At 64.9% G+C, this 19,910-nt stretch carries 17 protein-coding genes and 1 pseudogene; 11 read left to right on the top strand and 7 right to left on the bottom strand.

Annotated features, from left to right (window positions below):
• The first annotated feature begins 148 nt into the window (after positions 1-148).
• The gene (locus VK533_RS09240; protein WP_324376686.1) at positions 149-2,134 is read left to right on the top strand and encodes a BTAD domain-containing putative transcriptional regulator; all 1,986 of its coding nucleotides are present in this window, start codon (positions 149-151) and stop codon (positions 2,132-2,134) included.
• Here the strand turns inward: VK533_RS09240 and VK533_RS09235 are convergent.
• The 3 genes from VK533_RS09235 to VK533_RS09225 all read right to left on the bottom strand — a co-directional run bounded on the left by VK533_RS09235 (position 2,070) and on the right by VK533_RS09225 (position 4,782).
• Positions 2,070-3,953, bottom strand: coding sequence for a YcaO-like family protein (locus VK533_RS09235; RefSeq protein WP_324376684.1), 1,884 nt, complete (start codon positions 3,951-3,953; stop codon positions 2,070-2,072). The genes VK533_RS09240 and VK533_RS09235 overlap by 65 nt on opposite strands.
• Positions 3,954-3,978: 25 nt before the next feature.
• Positions 3,979-4,329, bottom strand: coding sequence for a hypothetical protein (locus VK533_RS09230; RefSeq protein ID WP_324376682.1), 351 nt, complete (start codon positions 4,327-4,329; stop codon positions 3,979-3,981).
• A gap of 135 nt (positions 4,330-4,464) precedes the next feature.
• Positions 4,465-4,782 carry a UrcA family protein gene (locus VK533_RS09225; RefSeq protein WP_324376680.1) on the bottom strand — a complete coding sequence of 106 codons (318 nt, stop codon included), beginning with the start codon at positions 4,780-4,782 and terminating at the stop codon, positions 4,465-4,467.
• A 254-nt stretch (positions 4,783-5,036) separates the two neighbouring features.
• Here VK533_RS09225 and VK533_RS09220 point away from each other — a divergent pair, with 254 nt between their 5' ends.
• On the top strand, positions 5,037-5,810 hold the full coding sequence (locus tag VK533_RS09220) for a glycine zipper domain-containing protein (protein WP_324376678.1): 774 nt from the start codon (positions 5,037-5,039) through the stop codon (positions 5,808-5,810).
• Positions 5,811-6,224: 414 nt separating this feature from the next.
• Positions 6,225-6,479, top strand: a complete 255-nt coding sequence (locus VK533_RS09215) for a hypothetical protein (protein WP_324376676.1) — start codon at positions 6,225-6,227, stop codon at positions 6,477-6,479.
• Positions 6,480-6,781: 302 nt separating this feature from the next.
• Here VK533_RS09215 and VK533_RS09210 read toward each other — a convergent pair whose 3' ends face one another.
• Positions 6,782-7,159 carry a TetR-like C-terminal domain-containing protein gene (locus VK533_RS09210; protein WP_324376690.1) on the bottom strand — a complete coding sequence of 126 codons (378 nt, stop codon included), beginning with the start codon at positions 7,157-7,159 and terminating at the stop codon, positions 6,782-6,784.
• A pseudogene (locus VK533_RS09205) lies at positions 7,160-7,357 on the bottom strand (helix-turn-helix domain-containing protein); the annotation flags it as partial.
• 28 nt (positions 7,358-7,385) lie between these two features.
• Between VK533_RS09205 and VK533_RS09200 the strand changes: the two are divergent.
• From VK533_RS09200 to VK533_RS09185, 4 genes are all read left to right on the top strand, one after another.
• Complete coding sequence (locus VK533_RS09200; RefSeq protein ID WP_324376674.1) at positions 7,386-8,825, top strand: carotenoid oxygenase family protein; 1,440 nt, start codon at positions 7,386-7,388, stop codon at positions 8,823-8,825.
• Entirely contained in the window at positions 8,822-9,505 is a 684-nt protein-coding gene (locus VK533_RS09195) for a VC0807 family protein (RefSeq protein ID WP_324376672.1), read from the top strand. Before VK533_RS09200 ends, VK533_RS09195 begins: the two co-directional genes overlap by 4 nt.
• A gap of 143 nt (positions 9,506-9,648) precedes the next feature.
• Complete coding sequence (locus VK533_RS09190) at positions 9,649-10,446, top strand: PEPxxWA-CTERM sorting domain-containing protein (protein ID WP_324376670.1); 798 nt, start codon at positions 9,649-9,651, stop codon at positions 10,444-10,446.
• Between the two features lie 74 nt (positions 10,447-10,520).
• Positions 10,521-10,997 carry a DUF2721 domain-containing protein gene (locus VK533_RS09185; RefSeq protein WP_324376668.1) on the top strand — a complete coding sequence of 159 codons (477 nt, stop codon included), beginning with the start codon at positions 10,521-10,523 and terminating at the stop codon, positions 10,995-10,997.
• Between the two features lie 19 nt (positions 10,998-11,016).
• Here the strand turns inward: VK533_RS09185 and VK533_RS09180 are convergent, their stop codons facing one another.
• Positions 11,017-12,288 (bottom strand): amidohydrolase family protein, encoded by a 1,272-nt coding sequence (locus tag VK533_RS09180; protein WP_324376666.1) that lies wholly within the window; start codon positions 12,286-12,288, stop codon positions 11,017-11,019.
• A gap of 330 nt (positions 12,289-12,618) precedes the next feature.
• Between VK533_RS09180 and VK533_RS09175 the strand changes: the two genes are divergently transcribed.
• The 3 genes from VK533_RS09175 to VK533_RS09165 all read left to right on the top strand — a co-directional run bounded on the left by VK533_RS09175 (position 12,619) and on the right by VK533_RS09165 (position 18,169).
• Positions 12,619-14,442 (top strand): M10 family metallopeptidase C-terminal domain-containing protein, encoded by a 1,824-nt coding sequence (locus tag VK533_RS09175; RefSeq protein WP_324376665.1) that lies wholly within the window; start codon positions 12,619-12,621, stop codon positions 14,440-14,442.
• Positions 14,443-14,705: 263 nt separating this feature from the next.
• Complete coding sequence (locus VK533_RS09170; protein ID WP_324376663.1) at positions 14,706-17,732, top strand: TonB-dependent receptor plug domain-containing protein; 3,027 nt, start codon at positions 14,706-14,708, stop codon at positions 17,730-17,732.
• Positions 17,733-17,875: 143 nt separating this feature from the next.
• Positions 17,876-18,169 carry a transcriptional regulator gene (locus tag VK533_RS09165; RefSeq protein WP_324376688.1) on the top strand — a complete coding sequence of 98 codons (294 nt, stop codon included), beginning with the start codon at positions 17,876-17,878 and terminating at the stop codon, positions 18,167-18,169.
• A 12-nt stretch (positions 18,170-18,181) separates the two neighbouring features.
• Here VK533_RS09165 and VK533_RS09160 read toward each other — a convergent pair whose 3' ends face one another.
• On the bottom strand, positions 18,182-18,856 hold the full coding sequence (locus VK533_RS09160; RefSeq protein ID WP_324376661.1) for a helix-turn-helix domain-containing protein: 675 nt from the start codon (positions 18,854-18,856) through the stop codon (positions 18,182-18,184).
• A 358-nt stretch (positions 18,857-19,214) separates the two neighbouring features.
• Between VK533_RS09160 and VK533_RS09155 the strand changes: the two genes are divergently transcribed.
• On the top strand, positions 19,215-19,910 hold a 696-nt coding region (locus tag VK533_RS09155; protein WP_324376658.1), incomplete at its 3' end, for a PLP-dependent aminotransferase family protein.

Raw genomic sequence — 19,910 nt, 5'->3', positions numbered from 1 at the left:
CGCTGAGCCAAGACGGTTGGCGGCGATTGGAGAAGAGCGAAGTGCGCGCGTTGAAATTACCGGCGAACGGAACGTGCCGACACGCTGGTCGCGCCGGGGCCTCTAACGCGATATACGGAGCGTCCCTCTCGGTCGAAGGTGGCGCGCATTGGCGGTTCGCATCAGCCTGCTCGGCGAATTTCAACTCTCGATCGAGGGGGTGGACGCGCGACCACGCGGCCGCAAGGCGCGGGGCCTGCTCGCCTATCTCGCCGTCGCCCAAGATCAATCGGTATCGCGCGACCGCGCGGCCGATCTGCTGTGGAGCGATCGCGGCACCGAACAGGCCCGTGGCAGCCTCCGCCAAACATTGGCCGAGATACGCGGCAGCCACGACGCGCTGCGCGATCTGCTGCGCGTTTCCCGCGATACAATCGCCTTCGCGCCGCATCATGCGGAAGTCGATGTCGATCTGGTCATGGACGCGTGCAGCCAATCGGATGCCAGCCGGCTGGCCAGCTGCCTCGACGGGGCCGATACCTTCGTGGCGGATCTGTCCGGTCTTTCGCCCGCATTCGAGGACTGGCTGCAGATCGAGCGAACCCGGCAAAGCGAGCGCATTGTCGCGGCCGCGACCCATGCGGTGCCGCGCATGATCGGTGTTGCCCAGCCGATGGATGTCCAGGCGATCCTGCGGTCGCTGGACGGTCTCGACCCGCTGAACGAAGCGGTCGCACGGCTCGGCTTTTCGGCCGACCATGCGGCGGGCGACGTCGCGGCGCTGCATCGACGTTACCGCAAGCTCGTCGATGGTCTGCAACGCGAATTCGGCGTCCGCCCGTCGCCGGAAACGCAAGCATTGTTCGACAGCCTGACAGCCGGACCGCAGCAGCCGGCGGTGCGGGCCGCCGAGGTGGCAGAAACCGAACCGCCGATGATCCTGGTCAGCCCGATCGAGGCGATCGGCGGCGATGCCAGCACAGCGGATATCGCCGCAATCGTCACAGACGATATACGCACCGCGCTGCGCCAGCATGCCGATGTGCGGGTGCTGACGCTGGCGGCTGGCGACCTCGACCGGGTCGAGCGCGTCTGCCGGGATTCGGTCGCCGCTTACATGTTGTCAGGGCGGATAAGGCGGATCGGCGACGATGTTCGCGTCAATCTGCAGATCGGCAACGTCGCCTCCAGTTCGGTCGTCTGGTCCGAACAGATCAAGGTCGACACCGCCGATCTGGGCGAGGCCGTCGAAAGGGTCGTGCAGCGGGCAGCGGGCGCGGTTTTGCCCGCGATCGACCATGATCTGGCGACGCGCATGCGCCTGTCGGACTTCGCCAGCAAGGATATCGCCACATCGTATGTCAAGGCGCGGCGGCTGGTCGGCCGCGGCCACGATTTGGCGGAGACGCAACAGGGCGTCGACCTGCTCGAAGAGATCGTGGAGGGCGACACGAAGCATGTGGGCGCGCGGATGCTGCTTGCCCGGATGTATAATAACGATCTGTGGCAGCGGGTCGTGGGGCATGATGTCGCGGCCTATCGCGCACGCGCGCTCGCCTTGACCCAGCAGGCCGCAGCACTCGCCCCCGCTGACGGCCGCATCCAGTTGCGGCTCGCCTGGTGCCAGCTACGCCAACACGATTGGGCGGCGGCGGAGCGCGGACTGCGCGCCGCGGCCACGCGATTGACCTATGACGCCGATGGCCTGAACGAATGCGCGTCGGGCTTTTCCCTGCTTGGCGAGCTCATTTTCGCCGAACAATTGATCCAACAGGCCTTCCGCCTCAATCCGTTTGCACCGGGCGACTATCACGCCGATCGCGCGATGCTGATGATGCTGCGCGGCGATCATGAAATAGCCGAAGAGCATTTCTCGGTGTCGGGGGAACAGGGCCCACTCTATCTCTATGCACGTCTCGCCAATTTGTCGCAGCTGCCCGACCGCGCGGATCTGGCGGCCCGATTGGGACGCGATTTCCGATCGAGTTTCGCGCGCGCCTGGCAGCCTTCACGCGCCGCCACGCCGGCGGATGTGCTCGAATGGATCGAGCACAGCTATCCGCTGCGGCTGCCGGGGCATGCGGCCTTGTTCAGGGCGCCTCTAGCCGCAGGCTCGGGTGCAGACTGGCCAGCAGCATGGCATAATGCGCCGTAATCGGCGGCCGGGCGCGGGGCTTGCCCAGCGTCGCCGTCCTTAGCGATTCCACCAGCGCGATCGCGTCCTTGCGCTTTCTGTCCGACGCAGCCTCCAGCAACGCGAGATCGACTGGCGCCGGCGCGCCGGTTCGTTCGGCATAGATCGCCAGGCTTTGGGACCAGCTGCGGTCCCGGAAATCGGCGGTGCGAACGATGCGCTGGAGATGACGCCTGACGGGCGCAGGCATCTCAACCGCTTCCAGCGCCGCCTCGGCATCGACCAAGGCCAGCGTCAGCGGGCGATAGCCGAGTTCGGCCGGCGCATGGCTGATCATGACCGCGTCGTCGCGACTTAGGCTCCCGTCGCGATAGGCCTCGAAGATCGCGCCGACGCCGATCATGCCGAACGGAGCGAGCTCGGCCGCGCGGATCGCGCCGAGGCTCGCGCCGCCGATCACGGTCACGCCGGCTGCGATCAGATCCAGTATCTCCTTGTGCCAGACGGTCGGCGCGCATTCGAAGCGGCCGTCGATCAGCCCCACCACCGGCGGCGGATCGGCCAGCAAGGCCGCGAGGTCGCCGCATTCCGCCGGCGGGCGCAGTTCGATGCCGGGGCCTATGGCCTCCGCCGGCAATGTCGGGCCGATGAACAGGATAGGCCTGCGATTTCGCGCGATCGACGGCGCGATCGGCCGCAGCGCCGGCGGCTGGGCCTGGCCGGTCTCGTCGCGATCCGCCTCCAGAAGACCCGGTCCGAGACAATGGACCACCGCCAGATCTGGGTGGGGCGGCGCATGGGTGAAGGCTACCACCGGCAGCGACGATCGAGCCGCCGCGATCTCCAGTAAAGTATCCAGCGCCTGTTCGCACGTATCGGTCCGGCGATCGGCCACGTGCGACCAGGGCAGCGGACCGGGACCGAAGCTGAGCGACGCCATCAGCAGATCGCCCGTCTGCCGGGCGGCATTGCGATAATGCGCGCGCGACAGATCCTCACGCGCGCCGGCGATCATCGTGCAGCGCGACTGCGCCGCTTCCAGCACAGCCCGAAGCAGCGCGATCGTGCGGTCGGGATGGCAGCCATTGCCCGCGACCGGTGGCGCCGGACTTTGCCAGTCGAGATCGGTGAGCAGGCAGCGGAAGGCGGGCAGACGAGCCTCCTGGCCGACGCTCCAGACGCGCAAGGCGACCGTGCGCCCGAGGCGGCGCAGCACACGCTTCGCAACCGGATCGTCGATGCTGTCCAGATCCAGTTCGCATTGGCGCACGCCGACCGGCCCGCGCGCGTCGAAGGCGCAGTCGAGATCGTGCTCAAGCAATTCGGCAACACCCGAGACCAGCGCTTCGGTGCGGTTGTTGCCGCTCGCGAGACCGAGCGAGGACGGCTGCACATCCTTTGGCAACGCGCGCGTGAAATCCAGCGACAGCGCATCCCATGGGATCGCGACCGGCCGGCCGGACATGAGGTCCACGCCCGCCGCCCAGTGGCGCGGCACGCCTGGATCGACGCTCAGCCCGTGACGGTCGCGCGGGCTATCATGCCAAAGATCGCGGTTCGCCGTGTCCAGTTCGGCCAATTTGCGCAACGGGCCTTCGGGCGCGAGACGCTCCGCCTGGTCGGTTTCGACTGCTTCCAGCAGGGCCGATACCTTGGCTGCCGCGGGCGTAAGCCCCTTGCCCTGCGCGACCGAGAACAGGCGGCCGAACGGCCGAACCGCCTGGCATATGGGGATACCGAGCGGCGCCAACCCGCTCAGGTCGGCGAGCCGGGTGACACCGGCGGCTACCGCCGCCTGTCTCGCTGCGACGAGCGTTTCGGTGACTGGGCGGTCGCGCAATTGCCCAGCGCCAACAGGGGCGGCGTCAACCGTGGGGGTCGCTGGAGCCGCTGCTATTGTTGCCCGACAGATCGGGGGCGTTGATATTGATCACCAGCCGGCCGGTCTGGCCCGAAAAGGCGCCGGTCTGAGGCTTGTAGAGCATCATCTGGGGGGCGTCGGGATCGCAGGGATCGCCACATTTGCCGCCACTCCAACCGGGCAGCGGCGCCGCCCTGAGCGGATGGGCGAGATAGGCTTCGATCAGCCCCTGCATCGGATTTTCCGGCGTCAGCGTCATGACCCGCTGGCAAATGACGTAGTGCCCCCGTTCGAGCTCCACGACGAAGTGGCTGGGCGTGTCTGTGGCAGCGGCTTGCTCGGGGGCAGTCGGCATTGTCAAAACCTCGCGTCACGGGGTCAAGCGGTCGTTCCGCAGGCGATATAGCATGCGCCTAAGGGAACACGAAGATGAAGTTGGCATGCAGGCGACGCCCCTTCAGCGGAAGGAGTCGTCGCCTGCGCCGTGCCTTCAACGATCGGCCGATGCGATCTGCGTCGGCTGGTTCACATGATCGACCACGCTGGCCATCTGAACCCGGGCGCTCTGGAGCGTCTTCTTCACGCAATCGGGGTCGGTATAGGGGAGCAGTTCCCGATCGTACGGATCCTGGCAGACCTGGTGCGCCGCGAGGCGGAGGCGACGGTCCAGCTTAGCGCGACCGGCCGCGGTGGACAGGTTGATGTCGCTGTAGCCGACGTGGCGGGTCTGCGTGATCGCTTCATTCGGCGTGGCCGAGGCGGGAACCGAAGCAAGCAGGGCAATCGAAGTCATGATGGTGCGAAACATGATAAATCTCCTGATAGATCGAACGGAGATTGGCTCGTGCCGCCCTCGTTCGATGGAGATGCATTGCCCGAACGCCTGTGAAACGACCGTCAGTCCAGAACGGCGGGATCGTTAATTGTTCGTCAAAGACCGTGAATGCGCATTTGCGGACGATGCGCGACCGGCTGGAATGCTGCAGCATCCTTTAACAAGCTCGTCAGTTTCGGTTCACGCACGAACGGCTAGAAAAACGGCCGTTGTGAGAGGATTTTTCGATGACTGTCAGGACCCTTAAATTCGCCGTCGGGCTGATCGCCGCGGCATCGCCGCTGCTGGCTTCGGCCGCCGCGGCACAAAGCTCGACCCAGAGCGACTATGATCGCGGCTATCAGGCCGGTCGCGCGGATGCGGCACGGGCCAATCAGGGTGGCGATAATAACGCGCCGCCCCCGCAGCAGCAGGGCGATTATCAGCCGGATCAGGGCGGCTATGACAACGCGCCCCCGCCACCGCCTCCGCCGCCAGAGGGCTATGACGGCAGCCAGCCGCCGCCCCCGCCACCGGGCTACGCCGCCGATCCCAATTATGCGCCCAACCCCGCCGCCGATCAGCGGTACGAGGCCTATGCCGAGAATTGGGCGGCGCAAAATTGCATCAAGTCGAACGGCAACACCGCCGGCGGCGCGGTGATCGGCGGCCTGTTCGGCGCGCTGCTCGGCTCGAGCATCGCCGGCTATCACAATCGCGGCGCAGGTGCGCTGGTCGGCGGCATTGCCGGCGCGGCCGGCGGCGCCGCGGTCGGCAGTGCGCAGGATAACGCGACCAGCCCCGGTTGCCCGCCGGGCTATGTCATGCGGCGCAGTGCGCCCGCTTTCTATTATGACGGCTATGACGCCGGCTATGTCTACGACGCGCCGGGCTGGTACCGTCCGTGGATTTTCGTGGGCGGACGCTGGAGCTATCGCCCCTATCCGTATCACAGTTGGTATTATGGCCGTTATCATGGCGGCTATAACCGGGGTTGGCATGGCGGCTATCGCCGTCACTGACCGGAATCGAAGGACGTCGGCACGCCGCCGGCGTCCTTCCTCCAAAATAATGAGGTTCGCCCGCACCTGACGCGCCCGAACCATCGATACAGAATAAGGCGGGAAGGCAACTTCCCGCCGCTCTCGTTTGCGGTGCGAAGCGGGCCCATCTTGGCAAACGGCGCACACGACATACACCATAATGGCGCCGTCCTTATGCTCGCGCAGGCTGTGATGGACGCCGAGCAGATCGACCGCGAAAGCCACGAATCAGATCGGCGCGTATTGCGCACGAGTAACGATAAGGCGTTGCGCAAGCACCGCGGCCCGAGCTCGCAAAGTCTGGAAAACCAAATTGGATCAACCATTTAATTGGTGAGCCATGATCCTGTGATTCCCATCCGATCACTGGCCCCGACATTGAGGAGAGACTTTATGATGCGCCTGATGATTGCCGGTTCGGCCCTTGCCGCCTTGGCGGCAGCCGCCAACGCGCAGACGGCCGCACCGCCAGCCGCGCCTGCCCCGGCCGCGACGCAGCCTGGCATGGCATCCCCGCCGACGCCGACCAATCCGGACACGACGGCGGCTCCGGCACCGGACGCAAGCGCGACCCCGCCCGCGACGCCGGACACCAGCACCGACACGACGACTGACACCAAGAGCAAGAAGAAGCACAAGCCGCACTAAGTCTTCACCCGCCGGCCTGGGAGATGTGCTCCCAGGCCGGCGGGCTGCGCGGCGATCAGCGCTTGTCAGCGCGCGCGGAACATGACCATGGCCGGCACACATCAGCGCGCGAACGAGGCGAACTACCCGACGCGGTGACCAATTCCATCAGGATGGGACACCCCATGGGCAATTTGCGTACTTCCAATAAGCGCCACAAGCGCGCCGTCGCCGCGGCCGCCAAACCGGTCGCAGCCGCACCAGCCGCCAAAGCGAAGAAGGCGGCGAAGGCCAAAGCGGCCTGACTACCATATCGGCCGGTTTCAGCAGATCGAATCGATGATCCGATCGCTGACCGGCAGCTGACCGTCGAGCATCAGCATGGCGATGCCGTGGACCTGGGCCCAGGCCTGGATCGCGGCCCCGCGTGCTTCGGCGCTTTCCTGCTCCGCGCCGACCGATGCGGCGGCGTTGGCGAGCAGGAAATTCATCGCCTCGTTCGGCGCAGGGTTGTTCTGGCGATAACGGGCGATCACCGGCGAGGTGAAGATCAGCCGGAACAGCGCCGGATTGGCGAGCGCGAACCGCACATAAGCACGCCCGGTCGCCGCGAAGCCGGCCTCGCCGCCCCCGGCCGCGTCGGCGACTTCATGCTGGGCGGCGGCGAGCCGCTTCAGCCCTTCCTCCGCCAGCGCGGTCATCAGCGCCTCCTTGTCCGGGAAATGGCGATAGACTGAGGGCGCGCTGACGCCCACGGCACGCGCCACTTCGCGCAGCGACAACGAATCGGCGTCGCGTTCCGACAGAAGACGCAGCCCTTCCGCGATCAGCGCAGCGCGTAAGTCCCCATGATGATAGGGCTTTTTTTCAATGTTGACACTGTTATCATCTATCGTCATGCTAACAACGTAAACATCGGAGGCCGAAATGGGAAGCCAGGTTGAAACATTGATCCGCTCGACGGTGACGAAGGGGGCCGAAGCGCTTGCCTCGTTCAACCGCAAGCGGCTGCCCAAGACTGAGCACCCTTTCCTGTCCGGCATCCACACGCCGATGGTGCAGGAGCTGGAACTGACCGATCTGGCGGTGACGGGCACGATCCCGGCGGCGCTCGACGGGCGCTATCTGCGGATCGGGCCGAACCCGGTCGATCCCGATCCGGCCGGCTATCACTGGTTCATTGGCGACGGCATGGTCCATGGTCTACGCCTCCAGGACGGCAAGGCGCTGTGGTATCGCAATCGCTGGATCCGCTCGAATGCGGTCGCCAAGGCGCTGCATGAGGAGCCCGCGCCGGGCCCGCGCCACAGCTTCGATACGGTCAACACCAACGTCGTCGATGTGGCCGGGCGCACCTTCGCTTTGGTCGAGGCAGGCAGCTATCCGGTCGAGCTCGACGAGACGCTCGACGGCCAGACCTACAATCCCTTCGACGGAACGCTGCAGGGCAGCTTCACCGCCCACCCGCATCGCGATCCCAAGACCGGCGAGCAGCACGCGATCTGCTATGAAGGCCGCAATCCCGGAGAGATACGCCATGTCGTGCTGTCGCCCGAGGGCCGGGTGATGCGCGAGCAGCCGATCCCGGTGCAGCATGGGCCGATGATCCACGATTGCGCGATCACCGACCGTTTCGTGCTGATCCTCGATCTGCCGGTGACCTTCTCGATGCCGACGATGCTGGCGGGGCACGGTTTCCCGTACCGCTGGAATCCTGACCATCAGGCGCGGATCGGCTTGATGCCGCGCGCCGGCGCCGCCGAGGACGTGATCTGGTGCGACGTGACGCCCGGCTACGTCTTCCATGTCGCCAATGCCTACGATGCGCCCGACGGCACGGTCGTGATGGACGTCTGCGCCTACCGCACGATGTTCGCTGACAATGCCGGCGGCCCCAACGCGCAATCGCGCGGGCTGGAGCGGTGGACGATCGATCCCGCGACGCGCGAGGTAACGATTGCGACGATCGACGCGAGCCCGCAGGAATTCCCCCGCCCCGACGAGCGTTTCTTCGGCCAGCCCTATCGCTACGCTTTTGCGATGGCGCTGCCGACCGACCCCGCCGCGCAATTCGTCGGCGCGACCAATCTCTATCGCCACGATCTGGAAACGGGCACGCGCCAGACGCATGATTTCGGGCCGGACCGCCATCCGGGCGAGTTCGTGTTCGTGCCCGCGTCACCGGACGCGCCCGAGGGCGAAGGCTGGCTGATCGGGCTGGTGATCGACCTGCCGCACGAGACGACCGACCTCGTCATCCTCGATGCGATGGTGCTCGAAGGCGCGCCAGTCGCCAGCATCCGCCTGCCCCACCGCGTACCGCCCGGCTTCCACGGCAACTGGATTCCGACCGGACAGACCAAGTGACCGCCGTTACAACCGCCGAGCTGGAGCCAACCTCGATGCGCAAGATCACCGACTGGCTGCGCGCGAACGGCCCACGGTTGGCACTGGAGGTGGTGGTCAACATCGCCTTGCCAACGGCGATCTACAGCTACACGCACACCTCCTGGGGTGACGCGATGGGGCTGCTCGCATCGTCGGCGCCGCCCTTACTGTGGGGCATCGGCACCTTCGCCAAGGAGCGGCGTGTGGATGCCCTGTCGGTGCTGGCGCTGGTCGGGATCGCGCTGTCGCTGCTCGCCTTCGTCGGCGGCGGATCGGTGCGGCTGCTGGAGCTCAAGGAAAAGCTCGTCACCCTGCTGTTCGCTTTCGTCTTCCTCGGATCGGCCGCGATCGGCAAGCCGCTCATCTACCCGCTCGCCCGTGCCACCATGGCGCGCAAGTCCAGGGAAGAAGGCGAACGTTTCGTGGCGCGACAGCATCTGGCTTCAGTCCGCCACACGGTAATGATGATGACCTTGGTGTGGGGGTTCGGCCTGCTCGCCGATGGGTTGCTGTCGATCCTTCTGGTCTTCACGCTGTCGATCCCCGCTTATCTGATCGCGGGGCCGATCCTCGGATATGGCGCGATAGGCGGGCTGACGCTCTGGACCATCCTTTACCGCCGCCAGCGCCAGCGCAAGGTCGCCCGGGATCTGCCCTGAAGCGGGCGCAAAACCTGACCGAAAGATAGTAAAACCTGGCCGTAAAACCTGGCCGAAAGATATCGCCTGATAACCATCTACTACCCTTGTTGCCCTGCCGCACAGTTGGTAAGCAGCTTTTAAGTGTTTTGTGGGGTGGTGTTGTGTTCAAGTTCAAGCATGTGTTTCTGGCGCTTGGCGCGCTGCCGCTGGCGACAGCCGCTTCGGCGACCAACTATGATCTGGCGAATAATTTCGGATCGTCGGTCTTCAGTTACGGTTCCGGCAGCTATGCCAATGGCGCACTGACCTTCCACGCCTTCAGCAACGTCTATAGCGGCTGCTTCAATGTCGGAGGCTTCAGCTGCACGACCAGCGGGCCAGCCGGCGACACGTCGGGCAGCAGCAACCTGCCGGGCATCGGCGCGACGACCAACGGCGCGCATTTCCTGACGGTCGATGTGCCGGCGGGCGAGCTTTGGGCCCACCCCAGCAACGCCGCCAGCGATAGCGATGCGATCATCCAGTTCACCGCGCAGGAAGCGGGCCGCTATCTGCTCGACGGCCTGTTCGCGCGCCTGGACAACATGACCAGCGGCAGCAACGATCCGGGCAACAACGGCGTGTCCGTCTCGATCTTCGCGACCTCCGGCGGAATCACCTCGCTGCTATATTCGAGCGGCGCGCTGGCGGGTTACGGCGTGACCCAGGGCGCCACGGCGACTTACGATCTCGCGGCCCAGCTCGGCGTGGGCGACGTTATTTCGTACGTCATCAACAATGAAGGCAATTATTACAACGACAGCACCGGCCTCAGCGGCTCCATCGCTTACGCCGGCGGCGACAACAGCACGGCCGCCGTGCCGGAGCCGGCCTCCTGGTCGATGATGGTGCTGGGTTTCGGCCTCGCGGGCTTCGGCCTGCGCGCCTCGCGCCGTCGCAGCGCGGTGACGTTCGCCTGATTTCGCGCCCCGGCTTCGGCTGGGGCGTCTTCCGGATGGCTTTGCTTTATCAGACCTCGTGCTAGGCTGAGTGCATGCCAGCGCCCACTCTTGATGCAGCCGCACATGTTGTTCAGCTCGCGCTGACGCCGATTTTCCTGCTGGCAGGTATCGCGACGATGCTCAGCGTATTCACGGCCCGATTGGGCCGAATCGCCGATCGGGCTTACCGCTTATCCCATGAGCCGAAGTGCAGGCGAGACGAGCTGGCACGGCTGCGGTTGCGATCCCGCATTCTCGATTCCGCAGTTCTGTTTGCCGCCACGTCCGGCGCGCTGACCTGCCTTGCGGCGCTGACCCTGTTCCTGGGCGCGCTGCGACAGGTGGAGTGGGGCACCGTGTTGTTCACGGCTTTCGGTGGGGCGCTGATCTTCGCGATTGCGGCACTGGCCGCTTTTTCGGCCGAGACGATCCTGTCAGGCCGCACGGTTCGCGACGAGGTCGACGACGCCACCGACGCGCTCGACGACAGATTTGGATCGGTGCCGGCGGATGAACACCGCAGCGGATAACTGCCCCAGGTCTGCATTCTTATCTGACGATCGCCCCGCCCTTCATCACATGATCGACATGTTCGAGCGCGCTGATGTCGACGAGCGGGTCGTTCGCCACCGCGACCATGTCGGCATAATGGCCGGGCGATAATGCGCCGACATCCTTGCTCCAGTTGAGCAGGGCAGCGGACGTGACGGTGGCGGCCTGGATCGCCTGCATCGGCGTCATGCCGAAGCGGACCATATATTTGAACTGCCGCGCGTTGAGGCCGTGGGGATAAACGCCGGCATCGGTGCCGAAGGTCAGCTTCACGCCCGCCTTGACCGCCTTGCGAAAGCCTTCGCGCTGCGCCTCGGTCGTGTCGCGGTTCTTGCGCAGCATATCGGCTGGCCAGCCGTCGCGCGTGCCGACGTCGTTGATGTAGTCGCCATTGTAGATATCCATGTCGAGATACACGCCTTTGGCCTTGGCCATGGCGATGCCTTCATCGTCGATCAGGCTGGCATGTTCGATCGCCTTCACACCCGCGCGCATCGCCGACTTGATGCCCTCCGCGCCATGCGCATGCGCGGTGACCCAGGATCCGCGCGCAGCGGCCACCAAGACGGCAGCGTGCATCTCGTCTTCCGACAATTCCTGCTGGCCGGGTTCGGTGCCCTGGGCGAGCACCGCGCCGGTGGCGATCAGCTTGATCGAGTCCGCGCCGTTCTGGAACAGGTAATTGACCTTGCGGGTCGCATCGGCGGCATCAGTGACCACGCCGACCCGCATATCCGCCGGCACCTGCACGTCGGGCGCGAAGCCGGTCACCTCGCCGCCACCGCCGGGCGTGGTGATATAGGCGCCGACCGCGCTCATGCGCGGGCCGATCACGTCGCCGCGGTTGATCGCGTCGCGCAGCGCAACATCGGCGAACGCACGGAAGCAGCCGACGTCGTGCACGCTGGTAAAGCCCGCCATCAACGTCTCGCGGGCATGGCGCGCGCCGATATAAGCAATCTCCGATACCGAATGGAGCAAAGGTTCGGCGATGTTGTTGGTCTCTTCGGTGTCGGCGAGGTGGACGTGCATGTCGATCAGTCCGGGCAACACGGTGTAGCCCGACCAGTCGATCAGCCGCGCACCGGCCGGCGGCGGGGTGTAGGGTGTGACGGCGGCAACCCGGCCATCTTCGACCCGGATCAAGCGATCGGCGAGCATCGCGCCACGTTCGGTGTCGATCAGACGCCCGGCGTGGACATAGAGCGTTTCAGCCGGGGCGGCGGTGGCCAGCGTGAACGCAAGCGCGATACCTATCCTGCGAACCATGCGCTTCTCCCTGACAATGGTGAGGATGGCGCGGCCGATGCAACGCCGCAATAGGGCGCGTCAATTCCCCTTTGGGCGGCAGGGACGCCCGCGCTTGCAAACGTCGCTTCGACAGACCCTCGCGTGCGGAACATCACCGCACGTCGCGCGCTGAATCATCCAATTGGTAGGCAATCCTACGACCGCAAAAGCGGCGGGAAGCAGTCCAACGCAGGCGACGAATCCCGTTAAGTGTCTGCTAATATTGGATTGTGCTATAGATAACTGCCCGCATGCCGGGCGAGTAACCGCGACCCTTGGTCTTTATCGGGCGCGTGAGAGGATAAGCGTGTGGCAGGTTTAAACAGCACACAGGACCAGGAAGTCACGTTCCTCTCGGGCGTGACCGCCCAGGGAACGATCGCGGCGCAAAGCTTCTGGACCTGGAATGACGATCTGCCGGCGACCTATTCGTCGACAAGCCTTGAGGCGAAATGGGGCGCCCCCCAAGCCGGCACCGGCGGCTCGCTGACGGTCGCCTTCGATTTCGGGTCCAACTGGACCGCGCCGGAACAAGCGGCCTTCACCGCCGCGATGCATCTGTGGTCGGCCGAGGCCAACATAACGTTCAACATCGTTCCCCAGGCGCAGGATGCGGACGTACTGATCTCCCGCGTTTCCGACGGCACGGCGTCGGGCGGCATGAATAGGATCGATACCGGCGATATCGGGTCGACCCATCTGGGATCGGCGATCCTCGGGTCGATCAAGATTGATACCTCGCAAGGCGGCTTCGGTCCGATCGGCGCGAGCTTCGCCACTTCCGGGGGCTATCCCTGGGACACGATCTTGCACGAACTGGGTCACGTCATCGGCCTGGGCCATGGCGGCGCGTACGATAACGGCATCACCGCCACGTCGCCCCAATATACGAGCTACGACAATACGGCGTGGAGCCTGATGTCGTATAATGCCGCGCCCGATGTCAGCAGCCAATATGTGTGGGGATCGTCGGGGGGCTATTTCCGATCGCCCCTGACGCCGATGCCGCTCGACATCGCCGCGGCGGACCGGATTTACGGGCTGCCGACCAACACGCCTCTGTCGGGCGGGCAGGTGTTCGGATTCCACACCAATATCACGGGTGACATCGCCCAGTTCTTCGACTTCACGATCGATACGAAGCCGATCATCACGCTGTTCGATACCGGCGTGGGCAACACGCTCGACGTGTCCGGCTTTACCGTGGGCAGCACGATCGATCTGCACGACGGCGCGTTCAGCAGCGTCGCCGCCTTGGTCAACAATCTGGCGATCGCCTATGGCACGCGGATCGATACGGCGATCGGCGGCAGCGCCGGCGACCATCTAACCGCGAATGACAATAGCGATGTGCTGATGGGTGGCAGCGGCGGCGACACGCTCACCGGCGGCCTGGGCAACGACCATATCTACGGCAATATGGCGACCAGCGTGCAGGGCGCGACCGACAGCGCCGACGTGATCGACGCCGGCGACGGCAGCAATTATGTCAACGGCAATTTCGGCAATGACACGATCACCGCCGGCAACGGCACCAACCGTCTTTATGGCGGCGCGGGCGACGATCACGTCACAATCACGGGTGTCGGGACCGGCCATCTGAACGGCAATCTCGGCGACGATCTGCTGGTGGTATCCGGCGGCAGCAACGATATTCATGGCGGTCAGGGCAACGATCGCATCGACCCGACTGGCGGCGACAATCAGAGCTTCGGCGAAGCCGGTAACGACGTCATCTGGGGCGGTACCGGCATCGATCATATGACGGGCGGTCCGGGTTCCGACTTGTTCGTGCTGAGCGGCAACAGCAATAGTGCAAGCTGGGACGAGATCCTGGATTTCACCGACGGCACCGACAAGTTCCACATGGACACGGTCGGGGGCGGCCTGCCGGTGGTGCTGCATGCGGGACAAAGCTTCGCCGACGAGGCGAGTGCGGCGGCTTATGCGCAGAACGCCTTCAACGGCGCAGGCAGCAGCGAGGCAGCGGCGTTGCAGGTCGGCGCGGACACGTATCTGTTCTACACGACCGCCAGCCTGGGATCGCCGATCGACGCGGTCGTCAAGCTGGACGGCATCAACGCCAGCACGATCGACCAGGGTGATTTTTCGACCGGGACGAACCACCTTTAGGGCTGGTTCGAGGCGGGAATTCGGCTCGCCACACGGTTTTGAACAAATGTGACCAGGCGCGCAAAGAGCGCCGCGGCGCATCGCGACCGAAACGCCAAAACCCCGTAAAGTCACCGGTAAGCCGCTGTTTATGTTGCAGCGGGGCAACGTTCGGCGGCCGCGTTGGCCGCTTATCACATTCGTGCAAGATCGCTCCGCCGTTGGCAGCGTGAATGAGCCCCATGGCGCCGGACTGGGCGCTCACGCGAAACAAGGGGCCTTCGATGATCAACATTTTCAAGCTGCGGCTGCTGGCGTCCACGATGATCGCCGGTACGGTCGCAATGACGCCGGCCTTCGCGCAGAATGCGACCTCCGCCGCGCAACCCGCCGCCGACGACACAAGTAAGGATATCGTCGTTACTGGCACGCTGTTTCGGTCGAGCGCGGACAATATCGCCTCGCCCGTCACGGTCATGACCGCTGACGATATTGCCAAGCGTGGCATCACCACTGTGCAGGGTGCGATCCAGACGCTGGCGTCGAATAACGGCCCGGCGCTGACCAACAGTTTCACCGCCAACGGTGCCTTTGCCGGTGGCGCGTCCGCCGTATCGATGCGCGGCCTTTCGACCAACTCGACGCTCGTCCTGTTCGACGGCCTGCGCGCGGCTTATTATCCGCTCGCCGACGACGGTTCGCGCAACTTCGTCGATCTCAACACCATTCCTGACGAAATCGTCGAGCGTGTCGACGTGCTCAAGGACGGCGCGTCATCGACCTACGGCGCCGACGCCGTGGCGGGCGTGGTCAATATCATCACCAAGAAGCAGATCACCGGCATCAGCGGCATGGCCGAAGGCGGCATCAACCAGCGTGGCGTCGCCGGCAATCAGCGCGTCAGCCTGACGGCCGGCTTCGGCGACCTCGCCAGCCAGGGCTTCAACGTCTACGTCAGCGGCCACTATATCAATCAGGACAAGATCCTGAGCCGCGACGTGCCCGCCCCCTTCAATTCGTCCAACCAGACGGGCATCTGCTTCGAAGGCAATTGCGGCGCGGATGGCCGCAACAACAGCCCGATCAATTTCGCGGGCATATCCACGTTGGTGCCGGTTTATCTGGTGCGGCCAGCCAATTCGGCCACCAATGCCGCCATTCCCGGCAGCAAGTTCCAATTCCTGAACCCGACGACGGGCTGCGGCGGCTTCACGCCCTATACGCTGACCGCAGCGCAGCAGGCGGGTTTCCCGACCGCACCGTCCACGGTCTGCGTCCAGGACGTGGTGCATGACGGCGGCACCGTCGAGCCGCACAATCGGCGCTGGGGCGTGTCGAGCCGCGCGAGCGTGAATATCGGCAGCGATGCGCATGCCTATCTCGAATTCAACTTCGAGCAGAGCACGACCAGCTATACCGGCTTCGGCGCCGCGGGGCCGGGCTTCCCGACCAATTCGGTGATCCGCGCCAACGGCCCTGCAGGCATCAATTATCCGCGCTTCTCCACCGCGGGCGTGCCGGGCGGTGCCAATGCGCCCGGATCCGCCGTGCTGTCGCTGCCGGTCTATATCTGCCCACGCCTGACGGTCGGTGCCTGCACCGCCGCCAACGGCACGCTGAATCCCAATAATCCGTTCGCCTCGGCCGGCCAGAATGCGCTGATCATCGGCACCATGCCCGACCTGAAGCAGGACACGGCGACGCGCAGCCGCGCTTACCGCGTAGCCACCGGCATCGATGGCTCGTTCAACGACAATTGGGATTATTCGATCAACGCGATCGGTATGGTCAACGACCTGCGCCGCAGCTTCGATGGCTATGTCTACATCCAGCACCTGCTGGATGTGATCAAGGACGGGTCGTACAATTTCGTGAACCCGTTCTCGAACAGCCAGGCGGTGCGCGATTATATGGCGCCGCACCTGGATACGGGCGCACGCTCGGAAATGTACGAAGTCGACGCCAACCTCAGCCATGACTTCTTCGAGCTGCCCGGCGGCTCGCTGCAGGTCGCGGTGGGCGGTTCTATCCGCAAGGAATCGGTCAATGCGCCGAGCGCCAATTCGGACGCGGACGGCCCGACCCAGCGTTATTTCGTGATCAACGCCTTCGGCACGGTCGGCAGCCGCTGGGTGGAATCCCCCTATTTCGAGATCAAGGCGCCGATCCTGACCAGCCTGAACGTCGACCTGTCTGGCCGCTACGACAATTATTCGAGCGGCCAGCATGCCTTCTCACCCAAGGCCGGCGTCGTGTTCACTCCCGTCCGCCAACTGGTGGTGCGTGGTGCGATCTCGAAGGGCTTCCGCATCCCATCCTTCGGTGAATCCTCGGCGCTGCCGACCACCGGCTTCGTTCCGGTGACACTCGCCACTTTGCCGGCCGCTTACCTGGCGCAGTACAGCAATCCGGGCGTGACCTGCACCGCGACCACGGTGGCCAATTGCTCCAGTTATCTAACCAGCAATTCGGTGGGCGAACAGTCGATCGCCAACCCCAATCTGAAGCCGGAAAAATCGCGCAACATCAGCGCCGGCATCGACATCAAACCGTTCCGCGGCATCAAATTCTCAGTCGATTATTATAATATTCGCAAGACCAACGCGATCACAGCGGCACCTTATGCCGCCGCGCTGAATGCCTATTATGCGGGCCAGCCGATCCCGGCGGGCTACACGGTCACCCCGCAGGCGCCCGACGTGAACCACCCGAACGCGCTGCCCTTGGTCGGCGTGGTAGGCGCGCCCTATATCAACGCCAACACGATTAAGACCGACGGCCTTGATTTCGCGGCATCAGTCACGTTCCACTTCGCCAACGGCTGGTCGATCGAGAGCATGGCGGATGCCGAATATATCCATAAGCTCAATACCTATTTCCCCGACGGCCACGTCGAGAAATATGCGGGCACGCTCGGCAACTTCAATCTGACTGCAGGCAGCGGCACGCCACGCTGGAAGGGCAACTGGCAGAATACGCTTGAGTTCGGCGGGAAGGGCTCGATCACCGCGACCGCTTATTACACCGCGGGCTATGACCTGTCGGCGCAGGACCAGGGCACCGACTACAAGGATTGCGGCCTGAGTTCCGGCATCCAGCCCTGCCAGGTGCGGCGCTTCATCGACGTCGACCTGACCGGGCAGATCAATGTCGGCAAGGCGTTCACGTTCTACGCGAACATCCTCAACGTCTTCGACGTCAAGCCGCCGCTCGATACGGTTACCTATGGCGGCTACCTCTACAATCCGGTGGTGGCCGAAGCGGGCATTATCGGCCGCGCCTTCCGCGTCGGCGGCCGATTCAAGTTCTAAGCTCCCACGACTGAAAAGGCCTGCGGGGGCGTTTCCCGCAGGCCTTTTTCATGCCTTCGATCACCTCGGTTCAAGCCGCCCCGCGCTCGTCATGGCATGAATGCGTCAAGCCCGGACTTGGTGTGGGCAGGGAGGCGTTCGTGATGCACGCGTCAATCGGTTCGGATCCGCCAGCCAAAGGGCCCGCGCTGGAGGCGCGGCTCAATCGAGCGCTGTCTTCGCACGACACGGACGAAGCCGTGGCTGCGATCCGTGAAGCGGTGCTGGCGCATGGCGTGACCCACTTGTCGCGTGACACCGGGCTCGACCGCGTGAATCTCTACAAGATGCTGTCGGCGGGCGGGAATCCCAAAGTCGGAACCCTGCTCAAGATCCTCGACGTGCTGGGCCTGCGGATCGAGGTCGCGCCGGTGCGGCGGCGGCGATCGCGGGCCTGACCCCTCGCACGCTTAGGGACGGCGGCGCCAGGCGGAAGGTGATTTGCCAGTGAGCCAGCCGACCGAGCGCGTCATATGCGCCTGATCGGCGAAACCCGTTTCAAGCGCGATCAGCGAAAGGGCATCAGCACCCGACACGATGCGCCCCCAGGCATTGCGCGCGCGCAGCTCGAGCCGGAAACGTGCGGGGCTGACATCATAGGCGGCGCGGAAAGCGCGCGCCGCGCCTTCGCGCGAAACACGACTGGCCTTGGCCCAGCCCGAAATGTTGAGATGCGGATCGGAGATCATCGCGGCGCGCAGATCGTCAATCCAGTGCAGCCGCATCGGCGGGCGAATGCGGGCACAATCCATGATCCGTTCGATCTCCGCCAACGCGATCGTGACGTCATAGGCGGTGAGTAGCAGCAGCCGATCGACATCGGCGACGTCGATCGTCGCGCCGAGCGACCAATCGGTCCGCCACGGCAGCTCCAACCAGGCAGCGCCTCCCGGGCCCGCCCGAAGTGCGTGCGCATCGAAGGTCGGCAGGATCGCGAGTGCGCCGCGTTCGAGCCGCTCGCGTCCGCGATAGCTGCTGAGTACGACCATGCCGTCCACCATCAACAGCAAGGAGGCATCCGCGCTGTGGCTGCGGGCCGCGCGCGCATCGGGATCCAACCGCCGCAGCGATGGCTCGAGGCGCACACCCGGCCCTTGTTCCGCCCACGGTAACCGGGGCCAGGACGCGGGAGCAACAAGCTGCACTGTCATGACGACGCCTCGAAAGTGTCGCACGGCGATCCCGCTGGGACGCCGCGCGACGAGGTTGGGGGACCAGGAGGTTCGTCCGGTAGCTAAGGGATGCACCGGCCACCTCGTCCTTGCCCGCCATGATGGCGTGCGGATTGGCCAGGAGATTGAGCCAGAGCCGAACTAAATGACTAGTCCAGTCATCTTGGCCGACAGGACACGTCGTACCGGGCAGCAACGATCGAGACTATTCGCCCGGCGCTACAAGCCCTGGCTGTGCAATTGAGACTAAAGTGCGCTAGAAGGCTGGGCCATGAACGACATGACCCACCCCGCCGCGGGGCCGCTCTACCGCCAGATTTATGAGCGCGTGCGTAGCTCAATCGCAGAAGGGCAGCTGCAACCGGGCGATCGGCTTCCGTCGGCGCGCGGTTATGCGCAGGAACTGGGAGTCGCGCGCGGCACCGTCGATCTGGCCTATGCCATTCTGGCGGGCGAGGGCTATGTCGAGACCAATGGGCGCGCGGGGACAAGGGTCGCCAGCGGTGTCATGCCGATGGCCGCCCGCCGCGGGGACGTGCCGGCCCCGGTAGTGAATGTCGCAAGCGCGACGCCCCTCAATGGGTTGATGCCGCTCGCACCGGGCGTGCCCGCATTCGATCTGTTTCCACGCAAGCTGTGGACGCAACTGGTGCGGCGCCATGCGCGCGCGCTGAGCCGGGCCGATCTGACTTATCCCGACGCGCAAGGAAGCCAGGCGCTGCGCGAGGCGATCGCCGCCTATCTCGCGGTTTCGCGCGGCGTGATCTGTTCCACCGATGAGGTCATGATCACCGGCGGTTTCCAGGCTTCGCTCGCATTGGTGGCGCGGGCGTTGCTGCCGCTCGGCGGATCGGCGTGGGTGGAAGACCCGGGCTACGCCCGGATCCGCAGGGCGCTGATCGAGCTCGGCGCCCGCCCAATCTATATCCCGGTTGACGAAGAGGGGCTCGACGTCGCCGCCGCGATC

The organism is Sphingomonas sp., assembly GCF_035317925.1.
Lineage (GTDB): Bacteria > Pseudomonadota > Alphaproteobacteria > Sphingomonadales > Sphingomonadaceae > Sphingomonas_I.
Note: the sequence above shows the minus strand (reverse complement) of the source record. Positions and strands in the feature narration are given on the sequence as shown.

Bases quoted from the DNA above. Each gene is read 5' to 3' on its own strand.
- VK533_RS09185 (WP_324376668.1), top strand. From the start codon at position 10,521: ATGCCAGCGCCCACTCTTGATGCAGCCGCACATGTTGTTCAGCTCGCG.
- VK533_RS09165 (WP_324376688.1), top strand. From the start codon at position 17,876: ATGCACGCGTCAATCGGTTCGGATCCGCCAGCCAAAGGGCCCGCGCTG.
- VK533_RS09230 (WP_324376682.1), bottom strand. From the start codon at position 4,329: ATGCCGACTGCCCCCGAGCAAGCCGCTGCCACAGACACGCCCAGCCAC.
- VK533_RS09225 (WP_324376680.1), bottom strand. From the start codon at position 4,782: ATGTTTCGCACCATCATGACTTCGATTGCCCTGCTTGCTTCGGTTCCC.
- VK533_RS09210 (WP_324376690.1), bottom strand. From the start codon at position 7,159: ATGACCGCGCTGGCGGAGGAAGGGCTGAAGCGGCTCGCCGCCGCCCAG.
- VK533_RS09220 (WP_324376678.1), top strand. From the start codon at position 5,037: ATGACTGTCAGGACCCTTAAATTCGCCGTCGGGCTGATCGCCGCGGCA.
- VK533_RS09200 (WP_324376674.1), top strand. From the start codon at position 7,386: ATGGGAAGCCAGGTTGAAACATTGATCCGCTCGACGGTGACGAAGGGG.
- VK533_RS09215 (WP_324376676.1), top strand. From the start codon at position 6,225: ATGATGCGCCTGATGATTGCCGGTTCGGCCCTTGCCGCCTTGGCGGCA.
- VK533_RS09170 (WP_324376663.1), top strand. From the start codon at position 14,706: ATGATCAACATTTTCAAGCTGCGGCTGCTGGCGTCCACGATGATCGCC.
- VK533_RS09180 (WP_324376666.1), bottom strand. From the start codon at position 12,288: ATGGTTCGCAGGATAGGTATCGCGCTTGCGTTCACGCTGGCCACCGCC.